At 61.3% G+C, this 21,079-nt stretch carries 19 protein-coding genes and 1 pseudogene; 11 read left to right on the forward strand and 9 right to left on the reverse strand.

Annotation, left to right across the window (positions count from 1 at the left end):
* The coding region (locus tag FJ404_05685; protein ID MBM3822366.1) for a M24 family metallopeptidase at positions 1 to 1,121 on the reverse strand (1,121 nt) is incomplete at its 3' end.
* 104 nt (positions 1,122 to 1,225) lie between these two features.
* On the opposite strand from FJ404_05685, the pseudogene FJ404_05690 reads away from it, so the two are divergent.
* From FJ404_05690 to FJ404_05715, 6 genes and pseudogenes are all read left to right on the forward strand, one after another.
* Positions 1,226 to 1,420: pseudogene (locus FJ404_05690) on the forward strand (type II secretion system protein).
* 602 nt (positions 1,421 to 2,022) lie between these two features.
* Positions 2,023 to 3,117 (forward strand): Gfo/Idh/MocA family oxidoreductase, encoded by a 1,095-nt coding sequence (locus FJ404_05695; protein MBM3822367.1) that lies wholly within the window; start codon positions 2,023 to 2,025, stop codon positions 3,115 to 3,117.
* Positions 3,118 to 3,169: 52 nt separating this feature from the next.
* Positions 3,170 to 3,748, forward strand: coding sequence for a hypothetical protein (locus FJ404_05700; GenBank protein MBM3822368.1), 579 nt, complete (start codon positions 3,170 to 3,172; stop codon positions 3,746 to 3,748).
* 12 nt (positions 3,749 to 3,760) lie between these two features.
* Complete coding sequence (locus FJ404_05705) at positions 3,761 to 4,945, forward strand: glycosyltransferase (GenBank protein MBM3822369.1); 1,185 nt, start codon at positions 3,761 to 3,763, stop codon at positions 4,943 to 4,945.
* Between the two features lie 10 nt (positions 4,946 to 4,955).
* Positions 4,956 to 5,996 (forward strand): outer membrane protein assembly factor BamD, encoded by a 1,041-nt coding sequence (bamD, locus tag FJ404_05710; GenBank protein MBM3822370.1) that lies wholly within the window; start codon positions 4,956 to 4,958, stop codon positions 5,994 to 5,996.
* Positions 5,870 to 6,514 (forward strand): hypothetical protein, encoded by a 645-nt coding sequence (locus tag FJ404_05715; protein ID MBM3822371.1) that lies wholly within the window; start codon positions 5,870 to 5,872, stop codon positions 6,512 to 6,514. The genes bamD and FJ404_05715 overlap by 127 nt, the downstream gene beginning before the upstream one ends.
* 48 nt (positions 6,515 to 6,562) lie before the next feature.
* Here FJ404_05715 and FJ404_05720 read toward each other — a convergent pair whose 3' ends face one another.
* The 7 genes from FJ404_05720 to FJ404_05750 form a co-directional block, all read right to left on the reverse strand.
* Positions 6,563 to 7,414, reverse strand: coding sequence for an HDOD domain-containing protein (locus tag FJ404_05720; GenBank protein MBM3822372.1), 852 nt, complete (start codon positions 7,412 to 7,414; stop codon positions 6,563 to 6,565).
* Entirely contained in the window at positions 7,411 to 7,878 is a 468-nt protein-coding gene (locus FJ404_05725) for a chemotaxis protein CheD (protein ID MBM3822373.1), read from the reverse strand. Before FJ404_05725 ends, FJ404_05720 begins: the two co-directional genes overlap by 4 nt.
* A 631-nt stretch (positions 7,879 to 8,509) precedes the next feature.
* Positions 8,510 to 9,247 (reverse strand): 4-hydroxy-tetrahydrodipicolinate reductase, encoded by a 738-nt coding sequence (locus tag FJ404_05730; protein ID MBM3822374.1) that lies wholly within the window; start codon positions 9,245 to 9,247, stop codon positions 8,510 to 8,512.
* A complete protein-coding gene (locus tag FJ404_05735) occupies positions 9,244 to 10,149 on the reverse strand; it encodes a 4-hydroxy-tetrahydrodipicolinate synthase (protein ID MBM3822375.1) in 906 nt (301 codons plus the stop codon). Before FJ404_05735 ends, FJ404_05730 begins: the two co-directional genes overlap by 4 nt.
* A gap of 89 nt (positions 10,150 to 10,238) precedes the next feature.
* On the reverse strand, positions 10,239 to 11,075 hold the full coding sequence (locus FJ404_05740; protein ID MBM3822376.1) for a diaminopimelate epimerase: 837 nt from the start codon (positions 11,073 to 11,075) through the stop codon (positions 10,239 to 10,241).
* Positions 11,072 to 11,254, reverse strand: a complete 183-nt coding sequence (locus FJ404_05745) for a hypothetical protein (GenBank protein MBM3822377.1) — start codon at positions 11,252 to 11,254, stop codon at positions 11,072 to 11,074. Before FJ404_05745 ends, FJ404_05740 begins: the two co-directional genes overlap by 4 nt.
* A gap of 26 nt (positions 11,255 to 11,280) precedes the next feature.
* The gene (locus FJ404_05750) at positions 11,281 to 11,970 is read right to left on the reverse strand and encodes a hypothetical protein (GenBank protein MBM3822378.1); all 690 of its coding nucleotides are present in this window, start codon (positions 11,968 to 11,970) and stop codon (positions 11,281 to 11,283) included.
* Positions 11,971 to 12,017: 47 nt separating this feature from the next.
* Here FJ404_05750 and FJ404_05755 point away from each other — a divergent pair, with 47 nt between their 5' ends.
* The gene (locus FJ404_05755) at positions 12,018 to 13,295 is read left to right on the forward strand and encodes a long-chain fatty acid--CoA ligase (GenBank protein MBM3822379.1); all 1,278 of its coding nucleotides are present in this window, start codon (positions 12,018 to 12,020) and stop codon (positions 13,293 to 13,295) included.
* Between the two features lie 30 nt (positions 13,296 to 13,325).
* On the opposite strand, the gene FJ404_05760 is transcribed toward FJ404_05755, so the two are convergent.
* Positions 13,326 to 15,578, reverse strand: a complete 2,253-nt coding sequence (locus FJ404_05760) for a hypothetical protein (GenBank protein MBM3822380.1) — start codon at positions 15,576 to 15,578, stop codon at positions 13,326 to 13,328.
* Between FJ404_05760 and FJ404_05765 the strand changes: the two genes are divergently transcribed.
* From FJ404_05765 to FJ404_05780, 4 genes are read left to right on the forward strand one after another with little or no spacing between them, the layout of a single operon-like run.
* A complete protein-coding gene (locus FJ404_05765) occupies positions 15,534 to 16,757 on the forward strand; it encodes a hypothetical protein (GenBank protein MBM3822381.1) in 1,224 nt (407 codons plus the stop codon). The genes FJ404_05760 and FJ404_05765 overlap by 45 nt on opposite strands.
* Positions 16,754 to 17,326, forward strand: a complete 573-nt coding sequence (locus FJ404_05770; GenBank protein MBM3822382.1) for a hypothetical protein — start codon at positions 16,754 to 16,756, stop codon at positions 17,324 to 17,326. The genes FJ404_05765 and FJ404_05770 overlap by 4 nt, the downstream gene beginning before the upstream one ends.
* A gap of 8 nt (positions 17,327 to 17,334) precedes the next feature.
* Complete coding sequence (locus FJ404_05775) at positions 17,335 to 20,040, forward strand: hypothetical protein (GenBank protein MBM3822383.1); 2,706 nt, start codon at positions 17,335 to 17,337, stop codon at positions 20,038 to 20,040.
* Positions 20,037 to 20,900: a hypothetical protein gene (locus FJ404_05780; protein MBM3822384.1), complete on the forward strand. Its 864-nt coding sequence runs from the start codon at positions 20,037 to 20,039 to the stop codon at positions 20,898 to 20,900. The genes FJ404_05775 and FJ404_05780 overlap by 4 nt, the downstream gene beginning before the upstream one ends.
* Positions 20,901 to 21,079 lie beyond the last annotated feature (179 nt).

The following is a 21,079-nucleotide window of genomic DNA, read 5'->3' on the forward strand; positions in this document are numbered from 1 at the left end:
ACGGGTTCGGTGGTGAACCCCACGTCATGGACGTCCAATCCCAGAGGATGGCCTAGTCCGTGCATGAAATAGCGTTTGAACGCCGGCTGTTCGGGCGATTGTTTACGGATGTCGGAGGCGGTGATGAGGCCGAGGTCGAGGAGTTCCTTTTCCATGTGTTGTTCAGCGTTTTTTTGCCATTCCTTGATTTTTCGGCCGGGGCGCAGGTCATCGATCGCGGTGCGCAGCACTCGGAGGACAGCGCGATAGACCTTTTTCTGGCGCGGGGTGAAACGGCCGGAGACTGGGATGGTGCGGGTCATGTCGGCGTTGTAATTCGCGTAGCACGCGCCGACGTCGAGCAGGAGCAATTCGCCTTTCCGGCAGGGGGCGGAATTGTCGTTGTAGTGCAGCGCGCAGGCGTTGGCGCCCGTGGCGATGATGGGGTTGTAGGCGAAGCCTGCCCGGTTTCGAATGAACTCGTGGGCGAATTCCGCTTCCACCTCAAATTCCATGACGCCAGGGCGGGTGAACTTGAGCACGCGAAGAACGGCGGCACGGGTGACATCGCACGCTCTTTGCAAGAGAGCCATTTCGGCCGCGGATTTTTCGATGCGCAAGGCATGCATCAAACGGGCGAGCCGCAGGTATTGATGGAGGGGGTGGCGTCGTCGGCACTCGTCGATGAAGCGGGCATCGCGGGATTGGACTTCGACGACGGCGCGGCGGTGCTCGTTGCTGTTGAGATAGACGCCTTCGGCCTCGCACATCAGGCGATGGAGGAGGGAGGGAAAGGCGGAAAGCCACTGGATGTTGCGGATGCCGGTCGCCTTGCGGGCATCCTCCCGGGTGAGTTTACGGCCTTCCCAGAGTTGCACCTGCGGGGTCGGTTCGCGCAAGAAGAGGATTTCACGCTGCGTGGGATCGTCGGCGTCGGGGAAGAGCAGGAGGATGGATTCCTCTTGATCGACTCCGGACAGGTAGAACAGGTCGGAACTCTGTTTCAGGGGCAGGGTGCCGTCGGCGTTGGTGGGGAGGATGTCGTTGGAGTGCACCACCGCGAGGCTTCGGGGGGACATGAGGGCGGCCAGCCGCCGCCGGTTTTGGACGAAAAGCTGGGGGTCGATTGGATCGTAGCGCATGGAAGGAGTGATCGTTGTCGGTTTGGAGAGGGAATTCAATCCCGGTGCATCAGCAAAAAATAGGCTCGCTTGCATCCGGGGCCGGGATAGCTTCCGGCATCCCTATGAAACCCATTTCATTCCAGTCCCGGTTCCGGCCTGGATCTGGTTTTACCCTCATCGAACTCCTGGTGGTGATCGCGATCATCGCCATTTTGGCGGGCATGCTGCTGCCTGCCCTGTCGAAGGCGAAGACCAAAGCCCATTCGATCAAGTGTGCCGGCAATCTGAAACAGATCGGGCTGGCGAACTACATGTATTTCTCGGACACCGGAAAGCCCGTGAATTATGACAATTGGCCGGACCTCTGGATGCTGCGTCTTCGCAGTCATTACGCCGCCATCGACCAAGTGAGGTATTGTCCCACCGCTCCCGAGCGAACCGACGCCCAGTTGCGTCGGGACCGTGGGGCGAGCGGGACGGCGGTCAGGGCATGGCTGGTGGATGGGGGACGCACCAATTACCAGGGCAGCTATGCCATCAACGGTTATCTTTATACGGACAGCCCCTATGGGGAGAAGAAAGACATGTTCCGGAATGAGAGCGACATCCAGCAGCCGTCGAAGACCCCTTATTTCGCGGACTCGATTTGGGTGGATGCCTGGCCGACGATGAGCGGACCTCCGGCGCGGAATTTGTTCACGGGCGATGATTTTGCCGAAGGGGGGATTTCCCGCATGGCGATTCCTCGTCACGCGTTTCCAGCGAGCCAGGCTCCGAAGAACTTTGACCGCAAGAACAAGCTTCCCGGCTCGATTAATCTGTCCTTCGCAGACAATCACGTTGAGACGGTGCCTTTGGAGAATCTGTGGAATCTCTACTGGCACAAGAATTGGGAACCGCCCGCGAAACGCCCCGGACGTTGAAATCCGATTCCTTTGATTTCGAGGATTCCACGATGAAGCGCCGTCAATTTCTTGGCGCTGCCGTCGGTGGAGCGGCCGCGCTTGGTTCCGACCTTTCGGGGCTTGCGCAAGGCGCTGTTGCGCCTGTTGCGAGACGCATTCCCATTGGGTTTCTCGGAGCCGTGCATAGTCACGGTTTGCCAAAACTCCGGCTGGCTTCAAAATCGCCTGACTGGGAGGTGGTGGGCGTGGCGGAGCAGGATGCGGCGACGCGGATGGCGTGCGAGAAGCTCGGCGTCCCGCTCCTGAACCAGGCGGAAGTGATCGAACGTTCGGAAGTCATCACGGTGGAGTCCGCGGTGCCCGATCATGCCCGGCACGCTTTGCTGGCCTTGAAGGCGGGCAGGCATGTGCATGTCGAGAAGCCTCCGGCGGAGACCTTGGAGGAGATGCGCGAGATGATTCGGCTCGCCCAGCAGGCCAGGCGGGTATTCCAGCCCGGCTATATGTGGCGGAACAATCCGGCCTTTCAAAAGATTTTTGAAGCGGCGCGCGCGGGCTGGCTGGGTTCCATTTATTCCATTCGAGCCCACATGAGCAACGCGGCCTCGCCGGGTCAGCGGCGGGAATGGGGCCAGTTCAAGGGCGGTTCGATGTTTGAGCTCGGTGTGCACATGCTGGATCCCATCGCGCGCCTCCTGGGGAAGCCCGTCAAGGTCACACCCTTCCTGCGGACGGATCACCCGGTTCAGGACGCGTTTCGCGACAACAATGTCGCGGTGCTTGAGTTTGAGCGAGGGGTGGCGGTCCTGTTGAACAACTCCTTGCAATCATCAAGATTACCCGTCCGATCTTTCGAGGTGCTGGGCACTGGGGGTTCGGCTTCGATCCGGCCCATCGAGCCGCCGGTGCTGGAAATCGACTTGGCGCAGGCTGCAGGCCCGTATCAGGCGGGGCCGCAATCGGTGCCCCTTCCGCGTTACGAGCGTTACGTCGATGACTTGGCGGAACTGGCCCGCGCCGTGCGGGGCGAGCGGCCTTTGGGCGTGACCCTTGAGGAGGAATCGCTCGTCCAGGAGGTCATCCTCATGGCGTGCGGGATGGCGACCTAGCCGCGCTGGCAAGCCGTTTTCAGGTGGAGGTTGCCCGAAGTTTCTGAGCTTCATGTCCGCACTCAAGCATATCGAACTGAGGCTGCGCACCGTGGATCAGTTGTTCAACACGATGGATCCCTCGCCGTTTCATGAGCGGGATTTAGACGATGACGCGGCGGATTTCATCCTGAGCTGGGCACAGGAGTTTCCGCGGCATGAGCCGGTGGATTTGATTGTGCATTTGGAGGAAGCGCCGAAAGAAGCCGGAACGAGGTCCACCTTGGGGGATGCGGTGCATCATTATTTCGCGTATCGCGCGAATCTGAACGATCTGGAGTTCAAACGATTGTTGAAACACGGCCGCATGAGTTTGATGGTGGGTTTGTTCTTCCTGGTCTCGTGCTTCGCCGGGATTGAGTTCGCCTCCGCTTGGGCGGAGTCCACCGTCGGGAGTTTTTTCAAGGAGGGGTTGACCATCGCGGGTTGGGTGGCGATGTGGCGTCCGCTGGAGATCTATCTTTATGAGTGGTGGCCGCTGCGCCGGAAGGGAATCATATTGCGAAAGCTGAGCCGGATGCCCGTGGAAGTTCGCGTGCCGGAGACTGCTCGTCCGCATGGCGAACGGGGTGGGACCCGTCAAACAGGCTAGGAACGCACCGCAATGGGGGCCCCGATTCCGGAGATCTTCGCGGGGATGAGCAGTGCCATCGCACTCTGGCAATGGGGCACGGCGGCCCGATTCCCGCTGCACGTCCGCACCCGTCCGGGACAAAGTCCTGGCGTTACCGTTTTCAAGCCCTTGCGAGGGGCGGACGAGCGAACGGCGGAATGCCTGCGTTCCTGGTTCGAGCAGCGGTATGGTGGAGTCGTGCAATTGCTTTTCGGAGCGAGGTCGGAGTCAGATCCGGTTCGCGAGGTGGTGATGGGGTTGATGAGGGAGTTTCCGGAGGTTCACGCCGAGTGGGTCACGTGCGGCGAGGACTGGGGGACGAACGGGAAGATTTCGAGTCTGGCGCAAATGGAGGCTCGCGCGCTTCACCCTTTTTGGGTGGTGAGCGACGCGGACGTATGGGCTCCGCCGGATCTGCTGGAGCAACTCGCGGCGAGGCTGAATCTCGCCGCGCCGGTGGTGTGGACCTGCTTGTATCGGTTGCAACCGGGAAGCAGCGGTGCTTCGCGCTGGGAAGCGTTCGTGGCCAATACCGATTTCTGGAGCCAAGTTTTGCAGGCCAGGGATCTGCGGCCGCTTGATTTTGCCTTGGGGGCGGTCATGGCGATGCCCCGGCACGTGGCGGGACGGTGCGGAGGCTTCCGGGCGTTCTCGGATTATTTGGCGGACGACTACCAGCTTGGTCAGCGATTGGTGCGGTCGGGTGGTGCGGTCGAGTTGTGTCCGGTGGTTGTGGAATGCCGGGGGGGCCGGTTGGGGTGGGCCTCGGCCTGGCGGCATCAGTTGAGGTGGGCGCGAACGATTCGCGTGTGCAAACCGGTTCAATACTTCTTGTGTTTGCTCGCCAACACGACGCTTTGGCTTCTGGTGTGGATGGCGAGTCATTCCGGGGGAGGCGTGGTTGCGACCGGCCTGGCGCTGTTGATGTTGCGGGGCCTGGGTGCATTGGATTTGGAGGCGAGGCTGGGGCTGGGAAAAGTTCGTTGGTTCGACTGCTGGAAGGTTTGGGCGAAAGATCTGGCTCAGGCTGGGGTCTGGCTGGCTGCCCATTGCGGGAGGACCGTGGAATGGGGCGGGGAACGATTCGTGGTGGCGGCGGACGGCTCGATGCGGAGGGAACATTCGGGCAGTGGGGGCGGGGGCATCACCTTGACGCGGTCCCGTGCCTCGCGCTAGGTTCGCGACCATGAATCGATGGTTGTTCCTGGCGTTCTTCGCCGTTCTGCTGGCTTTTCCGATGACGTGTCCGGCACCTTTGACTTACCGGCCCGGGGAGGGATGGGTTTACGAGTCCGTCGGCGGCGGTGGCAAATGGGTGCGCACGCGGGCGAAGGATCAGTTGGAGGTGGCGCAAGCGGCCTACGACAAGGGGGATTATGGAACGTCGCTGAAAGCGGCGCGCCGCACGGTCAAGGTGTGGCCGCTTTCGGACTACGCCCCCAAAGCGCAATTCCTCCTCGGCCAGACCTATGAGAAGAAGCACCAGGACGAACTGGCGTTCAAGGCGTATCAGACGCTCTTGGAGAAGTATCCGAAGCTGGACAATTTTGAGGAGGTGGTGGCGCGGCAGTATGAAATCGCGAATCGATTCCTGGGCGGGCAGTGGTTCAAGCTTTGGGGGTACGTTCCGTTTTTTCCGAACATGGACAAGACCGCCGACATGTATGAAAAGGTGATTCGCAACGGGCCTTTCACCGAAACGGCACCGCAGGCGCAGATGAAGATCGGGTCCGCTCGCGAAAAGCAGGCGGATTTTCCTCTGGCTGTGAAAGCCTATGAACGCGCTGCCGATCGCTATCACGATCAGCAAACGGTGGCCTCGGACGCGCTCTACAAGTCTGGACTGGCGTATCACAAACAAACTTTGAAGGCGGAGTACGACCAGGGCACCGCCGAGAAGGCCATGTCCGCTTTCGGCGATTTTACGGCCCTTTATCCTGAGGATCCCCGAGTGCCGGACGCGCGCAAGAAGATCTCCAACTTGAAGTCGGAACAAGCGCGCGGCAGTTACGAGATCGCCCGATTCTACGAAAAGAAGAAACGCTGGGATGGGGCGCTGGTTTATTACAGCGACGTGGTGGAGATTGATCCCGATTCGAAATTCGCCGAGGAAGCGCGGAAGAAAATCGAGCAACTGCGGCTCAAGGTCCAGAACCGGCCGGTTCCCGATCCGGTTCAGCCCGATCCGGCGGCCGCGGTCCAACCTGCCCCGAAGGCCAATCCGTGAGCAGAGCTGTCATCTGGATTTGGAGCCTGGCCTTGCTCGGCGGGTTCGGTTGGGGATGCGCCGGGTATCGCGTCGGGCCCACCAACGGCGTTCCCGCCGGCTCGCGTTCGGTCCAGGTTCATCCTTTCCTGAACAAGACACGCGAACCGCGACTGACGGATGCGGTCACCGGGGCCCTGCGCAAGCAATTGCAGAAGGATGGGACTTATCGACTCGAGACCCGGGGGCCCGGGGACATTGTGGTGACCGGCTTCATCTCGAAATTCGATCGCTCAGGGGTGACGTTTCAGCCTCGCGACGTGCAGACCGTCCGCGATTTCAGCATGGCCATCGTGGCGGTGGTCTCAGCCCAGGATCGCGGGACGGGCAAGTTTCTCTTTGAGAATCAGGAAGTCGAGGGGCGCACCACATTGAGAGTGGGGGCGGACCTGTCGAGCGCAGAACGCCAAGCGGTGCCCCTGATGGCTGAAGAATTGGCCCGGCGTGTGACGTCCCTCATCGCCGAGGGGACTTGGTAGCGTTCTTCCGAAGGAGGGGCCGAGATTCCATGGCGGGATGGAGGAGCCTTATTTGGAGGCGGCCATTTGCTCCACCTGGGCGAGGGCATCAAAGGACTCCAAGGCGAGGCATTGCATGGCGGTTTCGTTGAGACCCAAAGCTTCAGGGACTTCTTCGTGGGCGCGCACGGCAAAGGAAGACCAACCGGGGGTCGAGCCCGCACCATGTGCGAGAACATTCGCCACGTGAATGACGGAGGACAGTTTGGGGTGTGGATGGATGACGGGCGCGTGGTGGTTCGCCACCGCTTCGATGACGATCTCAGGCAGCTTCCATAGCTGCAGCAAGTGAGCGCCTACCTCTGCGTGGTCCGTTTTCAGCACGGCACGCTCAGCTTCGAGCAGGGAGAGGCCCTGGCCTTCGATGATCTTCTGGATCGCCTCCTTGGTTTTGTTGTCCAGCGCCTGGTTCATCAGGATTTTGCCGATGTCGTGGATCAGCCCAGCCGTGTAGGCGACAGAGGGTTCGAAGTTGGAGCGGGGCATGGCTTCGATCACCTTCGAGGTCAGTGTGCCGGCCAGCAGGGAATGTTTCCAAAGATCCTGTCCGTCGATCGCGTAGCCTCCAAGTTTTCGGGTCAATGAGGGTCCGAAGCTCAAGGCCAGGACGAGGCGATAGATCACCTGGGAACCAAGGTAGAGGACGGCTTGATCCAAAGATCCGACCTGGCTGGAGAGTCCGTAGGCGGGGCTGTTGCAAGTGGCGAGCAGTTTGCAGCACAACACGGGATCCTTGCGCACGACGGCGAGGATTTCGTCGTTGTCCACCTCGCTGCGATTGAGAAAGTCGAGCAGTTTGACCACTGCAGGGGAAGGAGCGGTCAGCTTCTCGGCCCTCTCGATAAGACTCCTTGGGTTCATATTTTCGAGGGGGGTTTGCCTGGGACATCGAGGAGGAGTTCGCCGGTGGCGAGGTCGAGTCGCAAGGTACGGCTGTCTCGCCCGCCGATGATTCTGGCAGAGGGGATGACACCGTCTCGGGAAAGCTGGGCAAGGGCCTGGTCGGTATTTCGTTGTTCGATATTGAAGACCTTCTTTTCGTCGAGGAATTGAGCTCCTCCGGCCAGTTTGACCGTGAGCCGGCTCTTGACGCCGCCGAGGGAATAGACGGCTTGGAAGAGGGCGGGCAGCCCGGTGTCCACGAACATGTGGGGTTTGATCAGGGCGCGGGCGGGATTGATGGTGGAATCGGGCAGCATGGCGTGGAGCATGCCTCCGACCTTCCTCACCGGATCGTAGATGACGATACCAACGCAGGAACCGAGGGAGTAGGTGACCAACTGGGCGGAGACGTCGTTGCTCGCGATCATGTCGGCCATGCCCACCACGAGGGCTTTGCGCGCGGGCTTGGCGACCCATTTCATCGGAGCCGTGGATGGAGTGCCCGGCATTCTAATACTTTCTATCCGCGAGATGAAGTTCGAATTGAGTGTAGGGTGCATCGGTAGGAACTTGCTGATCCTTTACGAATTTTCGCGCGATTTTTCATCAAACGCAGCCCAGGAACACCGATAAGACCATCGAGCCCTCGCGTGGTTGGCACCTTTGAGCCTGGAAACGGCCATGGATCAGCATCGATGGATCACCTGTGGATCCACCTCAAATTTCGGCAGGCCTCTGAAGCTCAAGCCTTTGCGCATCTTCGACACGCTCAACAGCTCCGTTTAGGTTGAAACGGATCCGGCGGGAAGTCAGACCTTGGGAGGGCACGAGTTGGCGGTGCATCCAGAGTTTGTCGTTGACCGGGTTGTCTTGGTAACGCAGACAGCCCTGTCTGCTGTGGCGCAGGCTGCCCAGCCTGCGGGGCGACGAAGGGAACCAGGCGCGTGGAGAGCATCGAAGGGCCTCGTCCCTCACCCGCCGGGCCGACTGGCAGTCGGCGATACGGCAGGCTGGGCAGCCTGCGCCACACTACACACAACTTCGGGATGCACGGACGAGTTGGAGCCTCGCGCTTTACTTGGAAAGACCAAGGACGTTCTGCATCGAGTAGAGGCCGGGTTTTTGCCGCACGACCCAGAGGGCGGCTCGGAGCGCGCCGTGGGCAAAGGTGTCGCGGCTCGAGGCTTTGTGGGTGAGTTCGAGCCGTTCGCCGTTGGCGGCAAAGATGACGGTGTGATCTCCCACCACGTCACCGCCGCGGAGGGAGTGCATGCCGATTTCCTCCGATGTGCGTTCACCGACGATGCCGTGCCGGCCGTGGCGGGCGACGTTTTTGAGCTGGGATTGTCGGACGGAGGCGAGGATCTCGCCCAAGGTTTCGGCGGTGCCGCTCGGCGCGTCCTTTTTGAGCCGATGATGCATTTCGACGACTTCAAGATCGAAATCGGGTCCCAGGATTTCGGCGGCCTGGCGGGTCAGCCAGAAGAGCGTGTTCACACCCGTCGAGTAATTCGAGGCCCAAACCATGGGGATGACAGAGGCAAGATCCTGGATCGATTTTTTGGCGGTTTCGTCATGCCCGGTCGTGCCGATGACCAGGGCTTTGCCGAGCGAGGCGCATTTGAGCGCGACTCCCAGGGTGGCGGAATGGAACGTAAAATCGATCACCACATCCGCGGCGGGAAGGGCCTCATCGAGTGAATCTCCGAGGTCCACCTTTCCCGTGATTTCGGCATCCGGGATTCTGGCGGCGCCTGTGATGAGGGCCTGGCCCATGCGGCCTTTGGAACCGTGGATCAGAATGCGAGTCATACGCCGGGGCTCTTGACAATGCCTGCCGCTCGGAGTGTTTGCACGAGTGATTCGCGATGTTTGGGCGTCATGGGCACGAGAGGAAGTCGGTATTCTTCCGCCAGGAGGCCCATCTCGGCCAGCGCGGCTTTTACCGGGATGGGGTTGGTTTCGAGGAAGAGGTCTTTGAAGACCGGATAGAATTTATGATGAAGCTTGAGGGCGATGGCCGGCTTGCCCAGGGCAAAGGCGCGAACCATGTGGGCCACTTCCCTGGGAATGATGTTGGAGGCTACGCTGATCACGCCGTCGGCGCCCACCGCCATGAAGGGCAGCGTGAGGGAGTCATCCCCGCTGAGGATGACGAAGTCTTTGCCCAGTGAAGCTCGCAACTGACTCACGCGATCGCAACTGCCGCCCGCCTCTTTGATTCCAACGATGTTCACGCTGTCATGGGCCAGCCGGTTGACCGTGTCCACCGCGATTTCGATGCCGCAGCGTCCGGGAATGCTGTAGAGGAGGATCGGGAGCGTGGTGGCGCGCGCGATGGCGTGGAAATGTTGAAAGAGGCCCTCTTGCGTGGGCTTGTTGTAGTAGGGGGCGACCTGCAGAGAAGCGTCGGCGCCGACCGACTGGGCGGCGAGGGTCAGGTGGATGGCTTCTTCCGTGCAATTCGCTCCGGTACCCGCGATGACGCGGATTTTCTTGTGGGCGAACTTGACGGAGAGTTCGATGACCCGGATGTGTTCCTCGACGGAGAGGGTCGGAGATTCTCCGGTGGTGCCGACGGGGACGATGCCCTCCACGCCCTGGCGAATCTGAAACCGGATGAGTTTTTCCAGAGCCGCCTCATCGAGTCGTCCATCTCGGAATGGGGTCGCGAGGGCGGTGTAGGTTCCGTGGAAAGCGCGGGCGGCTGTCATGAGGTATGGGGGACGGTTTGGACTCGAACGGCGGGGTAACTTTGACGGGGTGGAAGGGGACTGGCGAGAGCAGAATTCCCGGAGCTCTGTCAGGTATAGATTTCGGGATGCAGCTCCCCGTGCCCCACCCGGGTGACGGGACCCGTCATGAGGATGTCGTAGTCAGGGCTGATTTCGATCAGGAGCTGGCCGCCGGGCATGTGCACGGTCACGTGTTCGTCCACGAGACCAAGCTTTTTCGCGACGGCGGCGGATGCGCTGCTGCTGCTGCCGGAGGCGAGAGTGTAGCCGGCGCCGCGTTCCCAAATCTCGATCCGGATGTTACGGCGGTCGAGGATTTGGAGGAACTGGACATTCGTTCGTTTGGGGAAAAGGGAGTGAGTTTCGAGCCCGGGACCGTACTGGCGGGCGAGCGATTCGTTCACTTCGGGCAGAGGGATGACACAATGGGGGTTGCCCACGGTGGCGGCGCAGAACGTGAACGTGCGTCCCTGGACCGGGATGGATTCTTGCAGGACCTCGCGCGATGGGCCGGCCACGGGGATGAGGTCGCTTTGGAAACTCACGCGGCCCATTTCGACCCGCACTTCGCGGCCTTGCTGGCTGACGGTGGATCGAACGCGTCCACCCAGGGTATCGAGCGTGAATTCCTCGCCTCCGACCCGGCCCGTGTCGAAGAGGTAACGCGAAAAAATGCGAATGCCGTTGCCGCTTTTCTCGGCTTCGCTTCCGTCTGGATTGAAAATGCGGAGGCCGAAGTCAGCCTGGGTGGAAGGGAGCGGTCCCAGCAGGATGCCGTCGGAACCGATGCCAAAATGGCGATGGCAGATGCGAACGATTTCGGCGGGCGTGAGTTCCGCGCTCCCTTGGGAGGGGTCGATGACCAGGTAGTCGTTCCCCAGCGCATGGTACTTGCTGAATATCATGGGCGTGAAAACCTAAGGATTGGCGGCCAAGTTGCAATCTTGAAACCGGGTTGACAGCCGTGTATCCCGATGTTGTTGGTAGGGCGAGCCTGTCCCAGGCCGCCGCCCACTGGATGCAAAACATCATGCTCCGGCGGCGCGCCGGGACGGACGCGCCCTACCTGCATCACCGGCAACATCGGGATGCACCGGGTTGACCGGGACCTCAATTCCACCACGAGGAATAGACTGGGCTCACGTCGATGAGTCCTCCCGCGAAGTAGGAGTTGGGAGCCATCGAAAAGCGTTTGAGTTCGGGATTCCATCGCAAGGAAAGGGGTTCGCGAGGTTGGTTGGGGTCGTAAGCGAGGATGGCTTCCAAGCGTCCATCTTTTTCGACCCTTTGGTAGGCGAGGACGGCGTGATTGATGGTGAGGGCGGGGAATTTCAGGATATGAAGAGCCACGAGTTCTTGCCGGGCGAGGCGGAGGGTTAGTTTTCGCGCCGTTCGCTCCTGCTGCCGTCCGGTAAAGGGGAAGACCATGCGCCAATGGCCGCGTTGCAGGTATTTTCGCCAGGCGCCTCCGCAGACGGATCGGACCTGTTCAGGGCAGGCGGCGCTGAAATCATGGAACCCGGCAAAACCGGGGACCTCGATGGTTTTGGAACTCGAAGCGCATGGGCGAGTCGCGCGCGGAGAGCGCGATCGAACGCGGCGCAGGATGTCCCCGGCTTCTTTCGGCGTGGGGGCGGGGGCGTCGGGGTTGAAGCGTGCGTGTCGATGAAAGAGCAGGGTCAGCCGGGCGAGGGCGTCCCGAGCGAGAACAAAGTCTTTCGCCGAGAGCCATCCGGGAGCGAACCAGGATCCGAGGAGGACAACCAGCCAAGCCGCTCGCGCTCGTTTGGAGATCCACATGGTTCGCTTCTTGCCGGCAAGACTAGGGGTGGGATAGCAAAGGCGCAATGCTCTACGAACGATGGTTGGAGACGGTTGACCGCCAGCGGTCAAAACTGGCGCTCATGGAATTCGGCACCGGACAGAGCTGGACGTTTGAAGCATTACAAACGGAGTGTGAGCAGTGCGTGAGGGAAGGTGTGCAGGAAGGGTCTTTGGCGTCCGCGACTGGAGGCGGGTTGGAATTCGTCCTGGGGGTGCTGAGGGGGTGGCGGCTGGGAATTCCGGTGTGTCCGTTGGAAAGGGGCCAAGCGGCGCCGCTGGGAATGCTCGCTCCGAAGGGAACGGCTCATGTGAAATCCACCTCCGCGACGACTTCCTCGGCACGTTGGGTATGCTTTACGGAGGCTCAACTGGCGGCGGATGTCGACGCTTTGGTGCCGGCGATGGGCTTGAGAGGTGACGCGCCGAACTTGGCGGTCATTTCAATGGCGCATTCCTATGGTTTCTCGAATTTGGTGATGCCGTTGCTTCTGCATGGCGTTCCACTGGTGACGGGCGTGGAGAGGCTGCCGGGCGCGCTCGCCCGGGCGTCGGCTTGTTTCGAAGCGGTGACGTTGCCGGCGGTGCCGGCGCTCTGGTCGGCGTGGCACACGGCGGGGGCGATTCCTGGAAACGCGCGAGTGGCCATCAGCGCCGGGGCGCCCTTGCCTCTTCCGCTCGATGAGGATGTCTTTCGCCAATACGGGCTGAAAATCCACAATTTCTACGGTTCCACCGAGTGCGGTGGCATTGCCTACGACGATTCCCAGCGACCGCGCGAGGATCCATGGGTGGTGGGACGGGCTTTGCCCGGACGGACGCTGTCGATGGGCGAGGCTGGGAACTTGGTGGTGGAAGGAGCGAGTGTGGGGCTGGGTTATTGGCCTGAAGCGCCATCCGCCATGGGGATGGGCCGATTTGAGACGAGCGATGCTGTGCGTTTGGAACAAGGCATCGTGCGCTGGCTGGGGAGGCTCAACGACACCATCAATGTGGCAGGCCGCAAGCTGCATCCGGAGGTCGTGGAACGGGTGCTGGCGGGATGTCCGGACGTGCGGGAGGTCGCCGTGTTTGGGGTGACGTCCCTGCATGCATCGCGTGGGGATGAGGTTGTGGCGTGCTGGGCAGGGGGTGAAGGAAGCGATGAACTTCGGATCAAGGATCATGCCACCCGCCAACTGGAGGACTGGCAGGTGCCACGCCACTGGGTCAGAGTCGGGCGATTGCCCGTGAACGAGCGGGGAAAGATATCCCGGAGCGAACTTCGAGCGCGTTGGCAGCGTGGGGAAAGTCTGGAGGATTGAGCGATGGCGCGTTTCGGAATTCGGCCAGGATTATTCCAATGCAAGCCGGCCCCAGTCCTCGGGTCGCCCCATCACTCCCGGGCGGGGCGCCCAGGCGATGCGGGATTCATTGATGTTTTCTCCGACGGCGGCGTCGCGCTTGTCGCCATCATAAATGATGATGTTGAATCCGAGCTCCTTCTGGCCTTTCTTCAATCCGATTTCGGAAAAAGGAATGACCGCGCGAACCCGATAGCCGTTGGGAGTGCGCGAGGAGGCGATGCGAGTTTCAGGCGCGGTTTCTTCCACCGGTCCCTGGCTGGCATCTGCGTCGCGGGCGGCGCGGACGCGTCCGGTGAGATCGAAGGGGAAGATGCCAAGCTTGTAGCAGCCCAGCGTGTGCTCGGAGCCGGGCCGGGGATCGAGGCAGACTTCCACGGAGTCTGTCCGCCAATGCCCGCGAATGTCATTCGGCGCGATGTTCGTCACCACCACGTCATCTGTCACTTCGACATCGATCCAGAGACGGCGTCCGTCATGGGCCAGGCGCACGCGGGAGCTGCTATCGGCCTCGCCATCGGTCTTGCCTTGCGCCAGTTGTTTCGAGGTGATGGCCAGACGGGCGGTCTGGAACGCGGGTTCGGGATCGAGATCGATGGATAAGGGCCGCCGATGCTTGGGCACACGGGCGGACGGGACAGGGTGAGCGATGGCCGAGACGTTGGTGCTCCATTCGGCGGAGGACCAGGAGGCGGTGAGGGTGGCGTCCGCGGTCGTTCCAGGTGGAGCGATGACTTGGAACGAGGCGGTCTGCTTTTGTCCGGCGGGCAGGGTTAGGTTGGACGAACGGGGACGGACTTGCCATCCCGAAGGAACCTTCATCTCGAGTGTTCCACGCAGGGGCTGTGGCCACGGGTGGGAGACTGAAATCTTGACTTCGGACGGTGTGCCTTCGATTACCGGAAGATCGGCTTGGTAACGTTGCGTCCAGTGCTCGAGGCGGTGGCGCCGAGTCCAAGCCTGGTATCGTTGAAAGGCCGGGCGGGGAACGAACTGGAAGTCGAAGGATGGCGCCGGAGGTTGAGCCAGGGCGTGTTTGGAATGCAGCAAAGAGTCGGCGGCGGGCAGGCCTTGAAGCAAATCATCGCGCAACTCCTCGGAGGGAACCCAGGTTTTGACCAGGGCGAAGCGTTGAGGCCTTTGCAGCCAGGGGGCATTGACCATGGCGCCAAACCCTTGGGAGCGATGCTGGGACAGCGCGTTTCCGGCGATCTGGGCGGGAGTGAGTTCGTTCGGTAATCGATGCGTGACCTCGAGGGTGACTCCAGGCTCGCCCGCGCCGGAATAGAAAAGCCGCCGAGGCTGCCACGGCCTGAGTCCCTCCTTTGAGAGTTGCAGCGAAAACCGCGAGGCATCGGCCGCGGCGTCGAAGGCTTCCGTCGCCAGAATGCCAGCCGCCTGATGATGTCCGTGCTGGCCGGGAGTCGGGGCCGGATTCATCGTGAGGATGATTTCCGGACGGAAGAGACGGATCAAACGAACCAGGCGTTCCAGGCTGATTTCAAGTCCCCATTTCTCCAGCGTGGCGGCGGCGCTTTCGGTGTAGGCCCAATCGAGCTGGTCGAGGAAGCGGACGTGGCGAACTCCAAGCCTTTGGAGGCACTGTTGCAATTCGGCTTCGCGCAAGGCGCCGAGAGCGGGCCCGGCGTGGGTCCCCACCATGTTTCCGCCGCCTTCGCCGCGCGTGCAATAAACGTGGGCGATGCGGGCGGATCTTCCCCAGGCATAGTGAGCCAGGGTGGCGGCCATGCCTGTTTCGTCATCGGGATGCGCGAACACGGCCAGGATATCGGTCTTCAGCATGTTCTCACCCTGCTCGCCGGCCGAGGCGTGAGGCAGACAAGCCAGGCCAAGAATCAGTCCAAGGATGGCGCGGGAAAGCATGCAAACTTCTGTCCTGAACCGAGGCCGTTGTCGAGTCGTGAGGGATGAGTCGAGGCGTTTGGAGGACCCTCCCAGACCGTGGGGCCGGAAAAGAAATGCGGACGGGCGCCGGGGCTCGTGGGAGTCCGGACTTGATCCGAAAATCGCTTGATCCCTTGTCGCTTTCCACGCAGTTTTTCGCCTCTCGAAAACAGTCGGCCCGAAAGGCCTTGCATCCCATGAAGCGATTCGCAATGTCCATGGCCCTCGCGGCTTCTCTTGAATCGATGACCGGCAGGAAGCGGCGGGCGGCCGGGCGTTGAACAGCATTTTGATGTGAAGATTCCGCCGCAAACGTTTTTCAACTTTTGCGCTGGGCATGTCTCCCTGCTCCGGGCCTTGGTGGAGCGGGAGGGCGAGATCAGCGAAGCGGAGGCGCGCCGCTTGATCCGGGCGCACGCCTCCGAAGCGGAGGAACTGCCGGAAACGACCTGGAGGAGGCTGCGGGAATTGCAAATCCTGGTGCCGGTCGAGGCGGGCAGTGATTTTCATTATCTGGCGGATCCGGTGCGCCGGCTTCTGAACTATCTTTTCGACGAGGCCCAGGCGGCGACACCGGAGATGATCCGGGGTTACATTCAATCGTTGGAGGCTTTGGGCAAGCAGTTGTCGCGCGCCATTGATCAGGACGACATGGCGATGGTGCAGATCGCGCTTGGGGAAATGCAGATTGCGCTGCGGCGGATCTTCGCGGATTTGGACGAAACCCACCGCTCGATTTTAGCGGAGGTGGGCCGGTTCAAGACCCAGCGGCATTCGATCTCCGTGCGGGACAAATTCAGGCGCATTGTCCATTGGATGGAACGATACGTCGATCCCATGGTGGAAATCGTTCGGGCTGATGGCCCGTTGCGGGCGACCTTCGAAGAGACAGAACGGCTCTTATTGAAGGCCCGCCAGCACGGATTGTTCAACGATCTGCCGGCCTTGGAGAGAAACATCCGGCAGTTGCGCCAAGTGTCCCGCCACGCCTTGAGAGTCTTTCAGCAGTGCCGGAGAGAATTGCAGCCTCTGTATGAGTCGTTGCGCCGATCTTCGTTCATGGCGGAGGGGGCGGCCCTGGCTCTTGAGCGACTGCAGCGGGAGGGCCTGGCCGGATGGGCTGACCGGCATGCGGTCCGCGTCACCTCGTTGCGCTGGCAGTACGTGCCCTCCGACCGCGCGTTGTCCCGGGCGGTGCGTAATGTGGCCTTGCATCCACCCGAGCCTCCGCCGGTCCTGGAGCTGAATGCCGGGCAGGCTGCTCCGCCCGGTTATCTCCGTTTGCTTTGGCTTGAGTCGCTCTCGGAAGCCGCCCGGGCGGAGTCGCCCATCGAGGACCTGTTGAGGTGGGTCATGAGCCGGCATCCCGAGCGGGATCTGGCCGACGCGCTGGCCGGTTTCACGAAACTGGTGTTTCATCCGGATTTCCAGGCTGAATTTCGAGGGGGAGAAGTCCAACATTACGTGGCGCCCGCGGGAACTCTCGCGGCTAGTCCGGTTCGATTGACACGCGTATGAACTCGTTGCCGCATTTGCAGGAAATCTTCGACCGATTGCGCCGGGGCGGCCACTTGTCGCCGGAGGACGAGCCCGCGTTTTCCGCGCTGTCCGCCGAGGTTGACGCCTACACCCGTTACTTCGAACCGCTGGGGTTGAAACTGGTGCGCCATCCCCGCGAATTTTTCTATTTCGAGCCCGAGGGTTCGGAAGGTTTGGCGGAAACTTTGCCGCGCATCGCCATCTTCAGCTACATTCTGGTCGATCACGCAGCCAACAGTGGTTTGCCGGTGGAGGAGTATCTGTTGAGCCAGCCCTTCCTCATTTCCAAGCTGCCCCATTTTTCTTTGGACCGTTATGTCTCGCTCCTGCGGCAGGTCGAGATTGAGGACGCGCAGGGGTTGAGGCTCGTCTTGAAGAGCATGGAGCGCATCGGTTGGGTGAAGTTCCTGGGAGAAGACGAGTTCAAGTTGCTGCGTCCCTTCCATCGCCTGCTGGATCAATGTCTGGCGCTCTCGGAGGAACTCGCGACGGCGACGGCCGCCGCGCCTTCCCGAGAAGGTTCACCCGAATCACCCACGCTCGAATAAGGCAGCTCATGGCGAATGGACCCAAAAAACTGATCGTGATCCGGGCGGGCGTGTGCGATTACGCCGAGGTTGAGCTGCGCGGGACTTTGCAGATCGTGGGACCGAACAATACCGGCAAAACGACCCTGATCAACACGCTGCAATTCCTCTATTTGGACGATCGGCGGCACATGGACTTCGGTACTTACACGCCGGAACAAACGCGAGATTATTACTTTCCCGGTCCCTTCAGTTACGTTTTGTTCGAGTGCCAGGGCACCCGGGGTGATTTGGTGCTGGGCTGGCGGGGGCAGAGCCGCGCGGCGGGCGGTGAGCCGGAGCGGTTCATGTATGAAGGCCCCTATGATTCGCTGGATTTTCTCACGGAACAGGGCGAAGTGCGCGAGGCGAAGGCGGTGAACGCCCGGCTGGCATTGAAGCAATACACCGTCTTGCGATCAGCCCAGGAACACCGCGAACTTTTGTTGCAGTCCACCAAAGGCGAGTCGAAGGGAGAAGGCCTCGTGGTCTTGAGGGACAACGACAAGTATCCCCAGTTTCGCGAGACGTTGAAGAATTTGCTCTGCCTGAGCGCCATCAGCCAGGATCAGATGAAAGGCCGCTTGCTGATGCTGGCGGGGCTTCCGACCGAGCGGTGCGCGCTGGATGTCAGGGAGCTTTTTGGGGACGATTACGAGCGCATCTTGAGGAACAAGCAGAAACTGACGCTCTTCAAGAAACACGAGCCCGAGGTGAAGCGGCTCCTGCAGGCTCAGGCGGCGCGCGATCTGGCTCGTGGAGAGATGGCCTTTGCCTGGGCCGATTTGCGCGAGAAGCGCGTGGCATTTGAAGCCGAACACCAGGCTCAGCGGGAGGCGCTGCGGTTGCGATTCGCGGAGTGTGAGGAGCGATTGCGGGTATGGCAGGCGGAAGCCCAGGATCGCATGGCCGAAGTGCGCCAATTCTCGGAAGCCCGTGGCGCGGCGCAAGCCAGACTGGGCCAGGTTGAGGAGCAGGGCCGCGAGTTTGGGGAGTTCGTCGAGGAATTGGCCCGGGCGTCGCTCAAAAACGCGGAATCCGATGTCCGCCGATTGGAGCATCAATTGGGAGAGGCCGAACGCGAGCAGCGCGACCAGGCCGAGAAGAAGGTTCGGTTCTATCAGGATCTCACGGAAGAACGCCGGCGCAGGCTGTCGCATGAGGGCCGGGCTCTGATGGGGGAATTGCGCCGGGATTTTTCTGAACCGGAGCTGCGCGTGCTGGCGGGTTTGTTCAACCTCGACCTCTTTTCGTTGCCGGTGGGGGATGACGGAGTCCGGATCCTGGACCGGGAATTATGGAAGAACACGCTGCGCAAACTCGCGGCGCGTGTGGAGGGCGGGTGGTACCGTGACGGGATGGTGACGCTGCCGATTCCGGAATCCGCGCACGCGCTGGCCTTGATCGCCGATCCTGCGAGCATGCGCGAGCAGTTGAAGGAGGGAGAATCGATCCTGGCGCGCTGGCGGGGGATTTTGCACGCCATCGTGGAGCGGGAGTCGATGGAAGGTTCATTGCGCGCCCGGCGGAACGAGGCCGAATCCCTTCAAAAGCAACTGTTGCGGTTCGAGCAGTGGCAGCTCGCCCGCGGGGAACTGCCCCGATTTCGCGCCGAATTGGCGAAAGTGGATCAGGCCCTGGCGTCCGCCACCGGACGGTTGTCGCGATTGGAAGACGAGCTGCGCGAGGAACGGTCGCGAGTTCAGCGCATCGAGCGGACCAAGATCGAATCCGAAAGCCGGTTCAACGAGGCAATGGGGAAGTTCAACCAATGCGTGTTTCCGGAGACTTCCGCCAGGACGGTGGCTCCGACGGACCCGATTCCGGACCGGTTCGAGGAGGCGGCGGAGGTTTATTTGCGGCGGCAAGGCTCGCTGGGTTTGATGGAGCGGGAGGTCGAGTCGGGTTTGCGCCAGATTGAGGCCAAGCTGGGAAGCGACTTTTCGGGCGCGGAGGAATCTGAAACGCTGAAGACATTGCGCGAGGAGTTGGAGGCTTTGCCGGAAAGGGAGCAAGCGCTCGGGCGCGACTGGGAGCATCAACTGCACCAACTGCGGGCGACGTTCGATGAGGTGTTGCGATCCTTGGGGGATATCAAGAGCGCCGCCGACCGGCTGAATCGCTCGTTTGCCGCCGTGCAGGTTTCGAATTTGAAGTCCTTGCGGATGGAGGTGGTCGAGCATGCCGAGATCGTGGGAGCGATGCGAAGATTGTCGCAGGTGGATCAGCCCGGGCTGTTCGAGGAGAGCGCGGCCCTGGAGTCCGCGGTGAGCGGGTTCCGCCGCAAGTTCGAGAGCAATCCGCTCCTGCGCTACGACGATCTGTTCGCACTCTCGTTCACGGTGACCGGAGGCGATGGCAAGACGCATCGGTACAGCGACTTTCGCCAGGTGGAGTCCCACGGGACCACCATCACGATCAAAGTGCTGTTTAACCTGGTCGTGCTGCGCAGTTTGTTGCGGGAGGACAGCCATAAGAATCTCCATTGCGAAGTGCCCTTCTTTCTCGACGAGGTTCATTCTCTGGACGGCACGAATCGGCACGCGATTTTGACCATGGCGCGCAAGCTCGGCTTCATTGCCATCACCGCCGCTCCAGATTCCGTGAGCGAGGTGGATGCCCTCTACTTCCTGCAACCTCGCCAGGGTCGTTTCGTGCTGCGACACGCCCATCGCATCGGAGTGAAAACACGATGAATTCGCGGCTGGCCCAGGGACGTTCCAAAATCGAGTCCTTGCTGGCCGCCGGATTTCTTCCCGGCAGAGCCTGTTCTAGGGCTTTTTTTGAGTTGATCCGGCCGCTGGTGGACGCGGGGGTGCTGGTGGAAGAGAGGTCGGGGAGCGGCCGCCGGATGGTGGTTAAGGACGCGCCGCGTTTGCGCGCGTTTTTGGAGCAGCGTTTTCCCGAGCGTCCGGCCACGCCGGTGGCGGCGGGTCGAGTGGCCGCGTTGTCCGAGTTTCGGGATAGCAAGGCCAAGCCGGGTGCTACCCCGGAAATGGTGTTGCTCCGTGTGTGGTCCATGGACCTCTTTCTCTCCCGGTCGGATGGCGCTCAATTTGTGGAGTGGACGAGGCGCCGGCGTGTCGCGTCGATGGTGCTGGAGGAAGCGGGGGAGGTCGGATTGGGCGGGGTGCTGGCGGTGGTGGAAAACCCCGCGGTTTTTCTTGCCGCAGACGTCCTTGGTGAATCGATCATCGCGGACGGAGCCCTCTACGCGGGAGGCAAACTCTCCCGTCGTGTGCTCGGGTGGTTGCGAGGGCAGACGCACCCGCGCTTCTCGGTCTTGCACCTGCCTGATTACGATCCTGCCGGGTTGACGGAGCATCTGCGGCTGAAGAAGGCGTTGGGCGAACGGGCGCGTTTGTGGACGCCCGCGAACTTCGAGGCGTTGTTTGAACGCTTTGGCAACCGGCGATTGCTCATGAAGCGCGGGCAGCAATCGATGCTGGCGGAATTGCGGAAAAGCCAGGATACCGGGGTGAGAAAAGTGGTGTCGCTGATGGATCAATTCAACGCGGGGCTCGAGCAAGAAGCGTTGTTGTTGAGCTGGGTTTAACGCCGAAGACGGATCTTTGCAACCTGCCGGAACCAGGATGGATAGAACGGTCAAGCATGGATGACGGGAACCGGTTCAACCTGGAACCGGACCCGTCAACATGCGGGGACGGATGGAATCCATCGGAGGATGGTTCGAGATTCGGGGGCAGGAAGCCGGCGGTGTGATTTTTGTTAGTT

The sequence above is a fragment of the Verrucomicrobiota bacterium genome, from assembly GCA_016871495.1.
Taxonomy (GTDB): Bacteria; Verrucomicrobiota; Verrucomicrobiia; order Limisphaerales; family VHDF01; genus VHDF01.

What these genes read in the sequence shown, in the direction of transcription:
- FJ404_05700 (MBM3822368.1), top strand. Translation starts at nt 3,170, where the DNA reads ATGTCCGCACTCAAGCATATCGAACTGAGGCTGCGCACCGTGGATCAG.
- FJ404_05705 (MBM3822369.1), top strand. Translation starts at nt 3,761, where the DNA reads ATGGGGGCCCCGATTCCGGAGATCTTCGCGGGGATGAGCAGTGCCATC.
- bamD (MBM3822370.1), top strand. Translation starts at nt 4,956, where the DNA reads ATGAATCGATGGTTGTTCCTGGCGTTCTTCGCCGTTCTGCTGGCTTTT.
- FJ404_05720 (MBM3822372.1), bottom strand. Translation starts at nt 7,414, where the DNA reads ATGAACCCAAGGAGTCTTATCGAGAGGGCCGAGAAGCTGACCGCTCCT.
- FJ404_05730 (MBM3822374.1), bottom strand. Translation starts at nt 9,247, where the DNA reads ATGACTCGCATTCTGATCCACGGTTCCAAAGGCCGCATGGGCCAGGCC.
- FJ404_05735 (MBM3822375.1), bottom strand. Translation starts at nt 10,149, where the DNA reads ATGACAGCCGCCCGCGCTTTCCACGGAACCTACACCGCCCTCGCGACC.
- FJ404_05740 (MBM3822376.1), bottom strand. Translation starts at nt 11,075, where the DNA reads ATGATATTCAGCAAGTACCATGCGCTGGGGAACGACTACCTGGTCATC.
- FJ404_05745 (MBM3822377.1), bottom strand. Translation starts at nt 11,254, where the DNA reads ATGTTGCCGGTGATGCAGGTAGGGCGCGTCCGTCCCGGCGCGCCGCCG.
- FJ404_05750 (MBM3822378.1), bottom strand. Translation starts at nt 11,970, where the DNA reads ATGTGGATCTCCAAACGAGCGCGAGCGGCTTGGCTGGTTGTCCTCCTC.
- FJ404_05755 (MBM3822379.1), top strand. Translation starts at nt 12,018, where the DNA reads ATGCTCTACGAACGATGGTTGGAGACGGTTGACCGCCAGCGGTCAAAA.
- FJ404_05760 (MBM3822380.1), bottom strand. Translation starts at nt 15,578, where the DNA reads ATGCCCAGCGCAAAAGTTGAAAAACGTTTGCGGCGGAATCTTCACATC.
- FJ404_05770 (MBM3822382.1), top strand. Translation starts at nt 16,754, where the DNA reads ATGAACTCGTTGCCGCATTTGCAGGAAATCTTCGACCGATTGCGCCGG.
- FJ404_05775 (MBM3822383.1), top strand. Translation starts at nt 17,335, where the DNA reads ATGGCGAATGGACCCAAAAAACTGATCGTGATCCGGGCGGGCGTGTGC.
- FJ404_05780 (MBM3822384.1), top strand. Translation starts at nt 20,037, where the DNA reads ATGAATTCGCGGCTGGCCCAGGGACGTTCCAAAATCGAGTCCTTGCTG.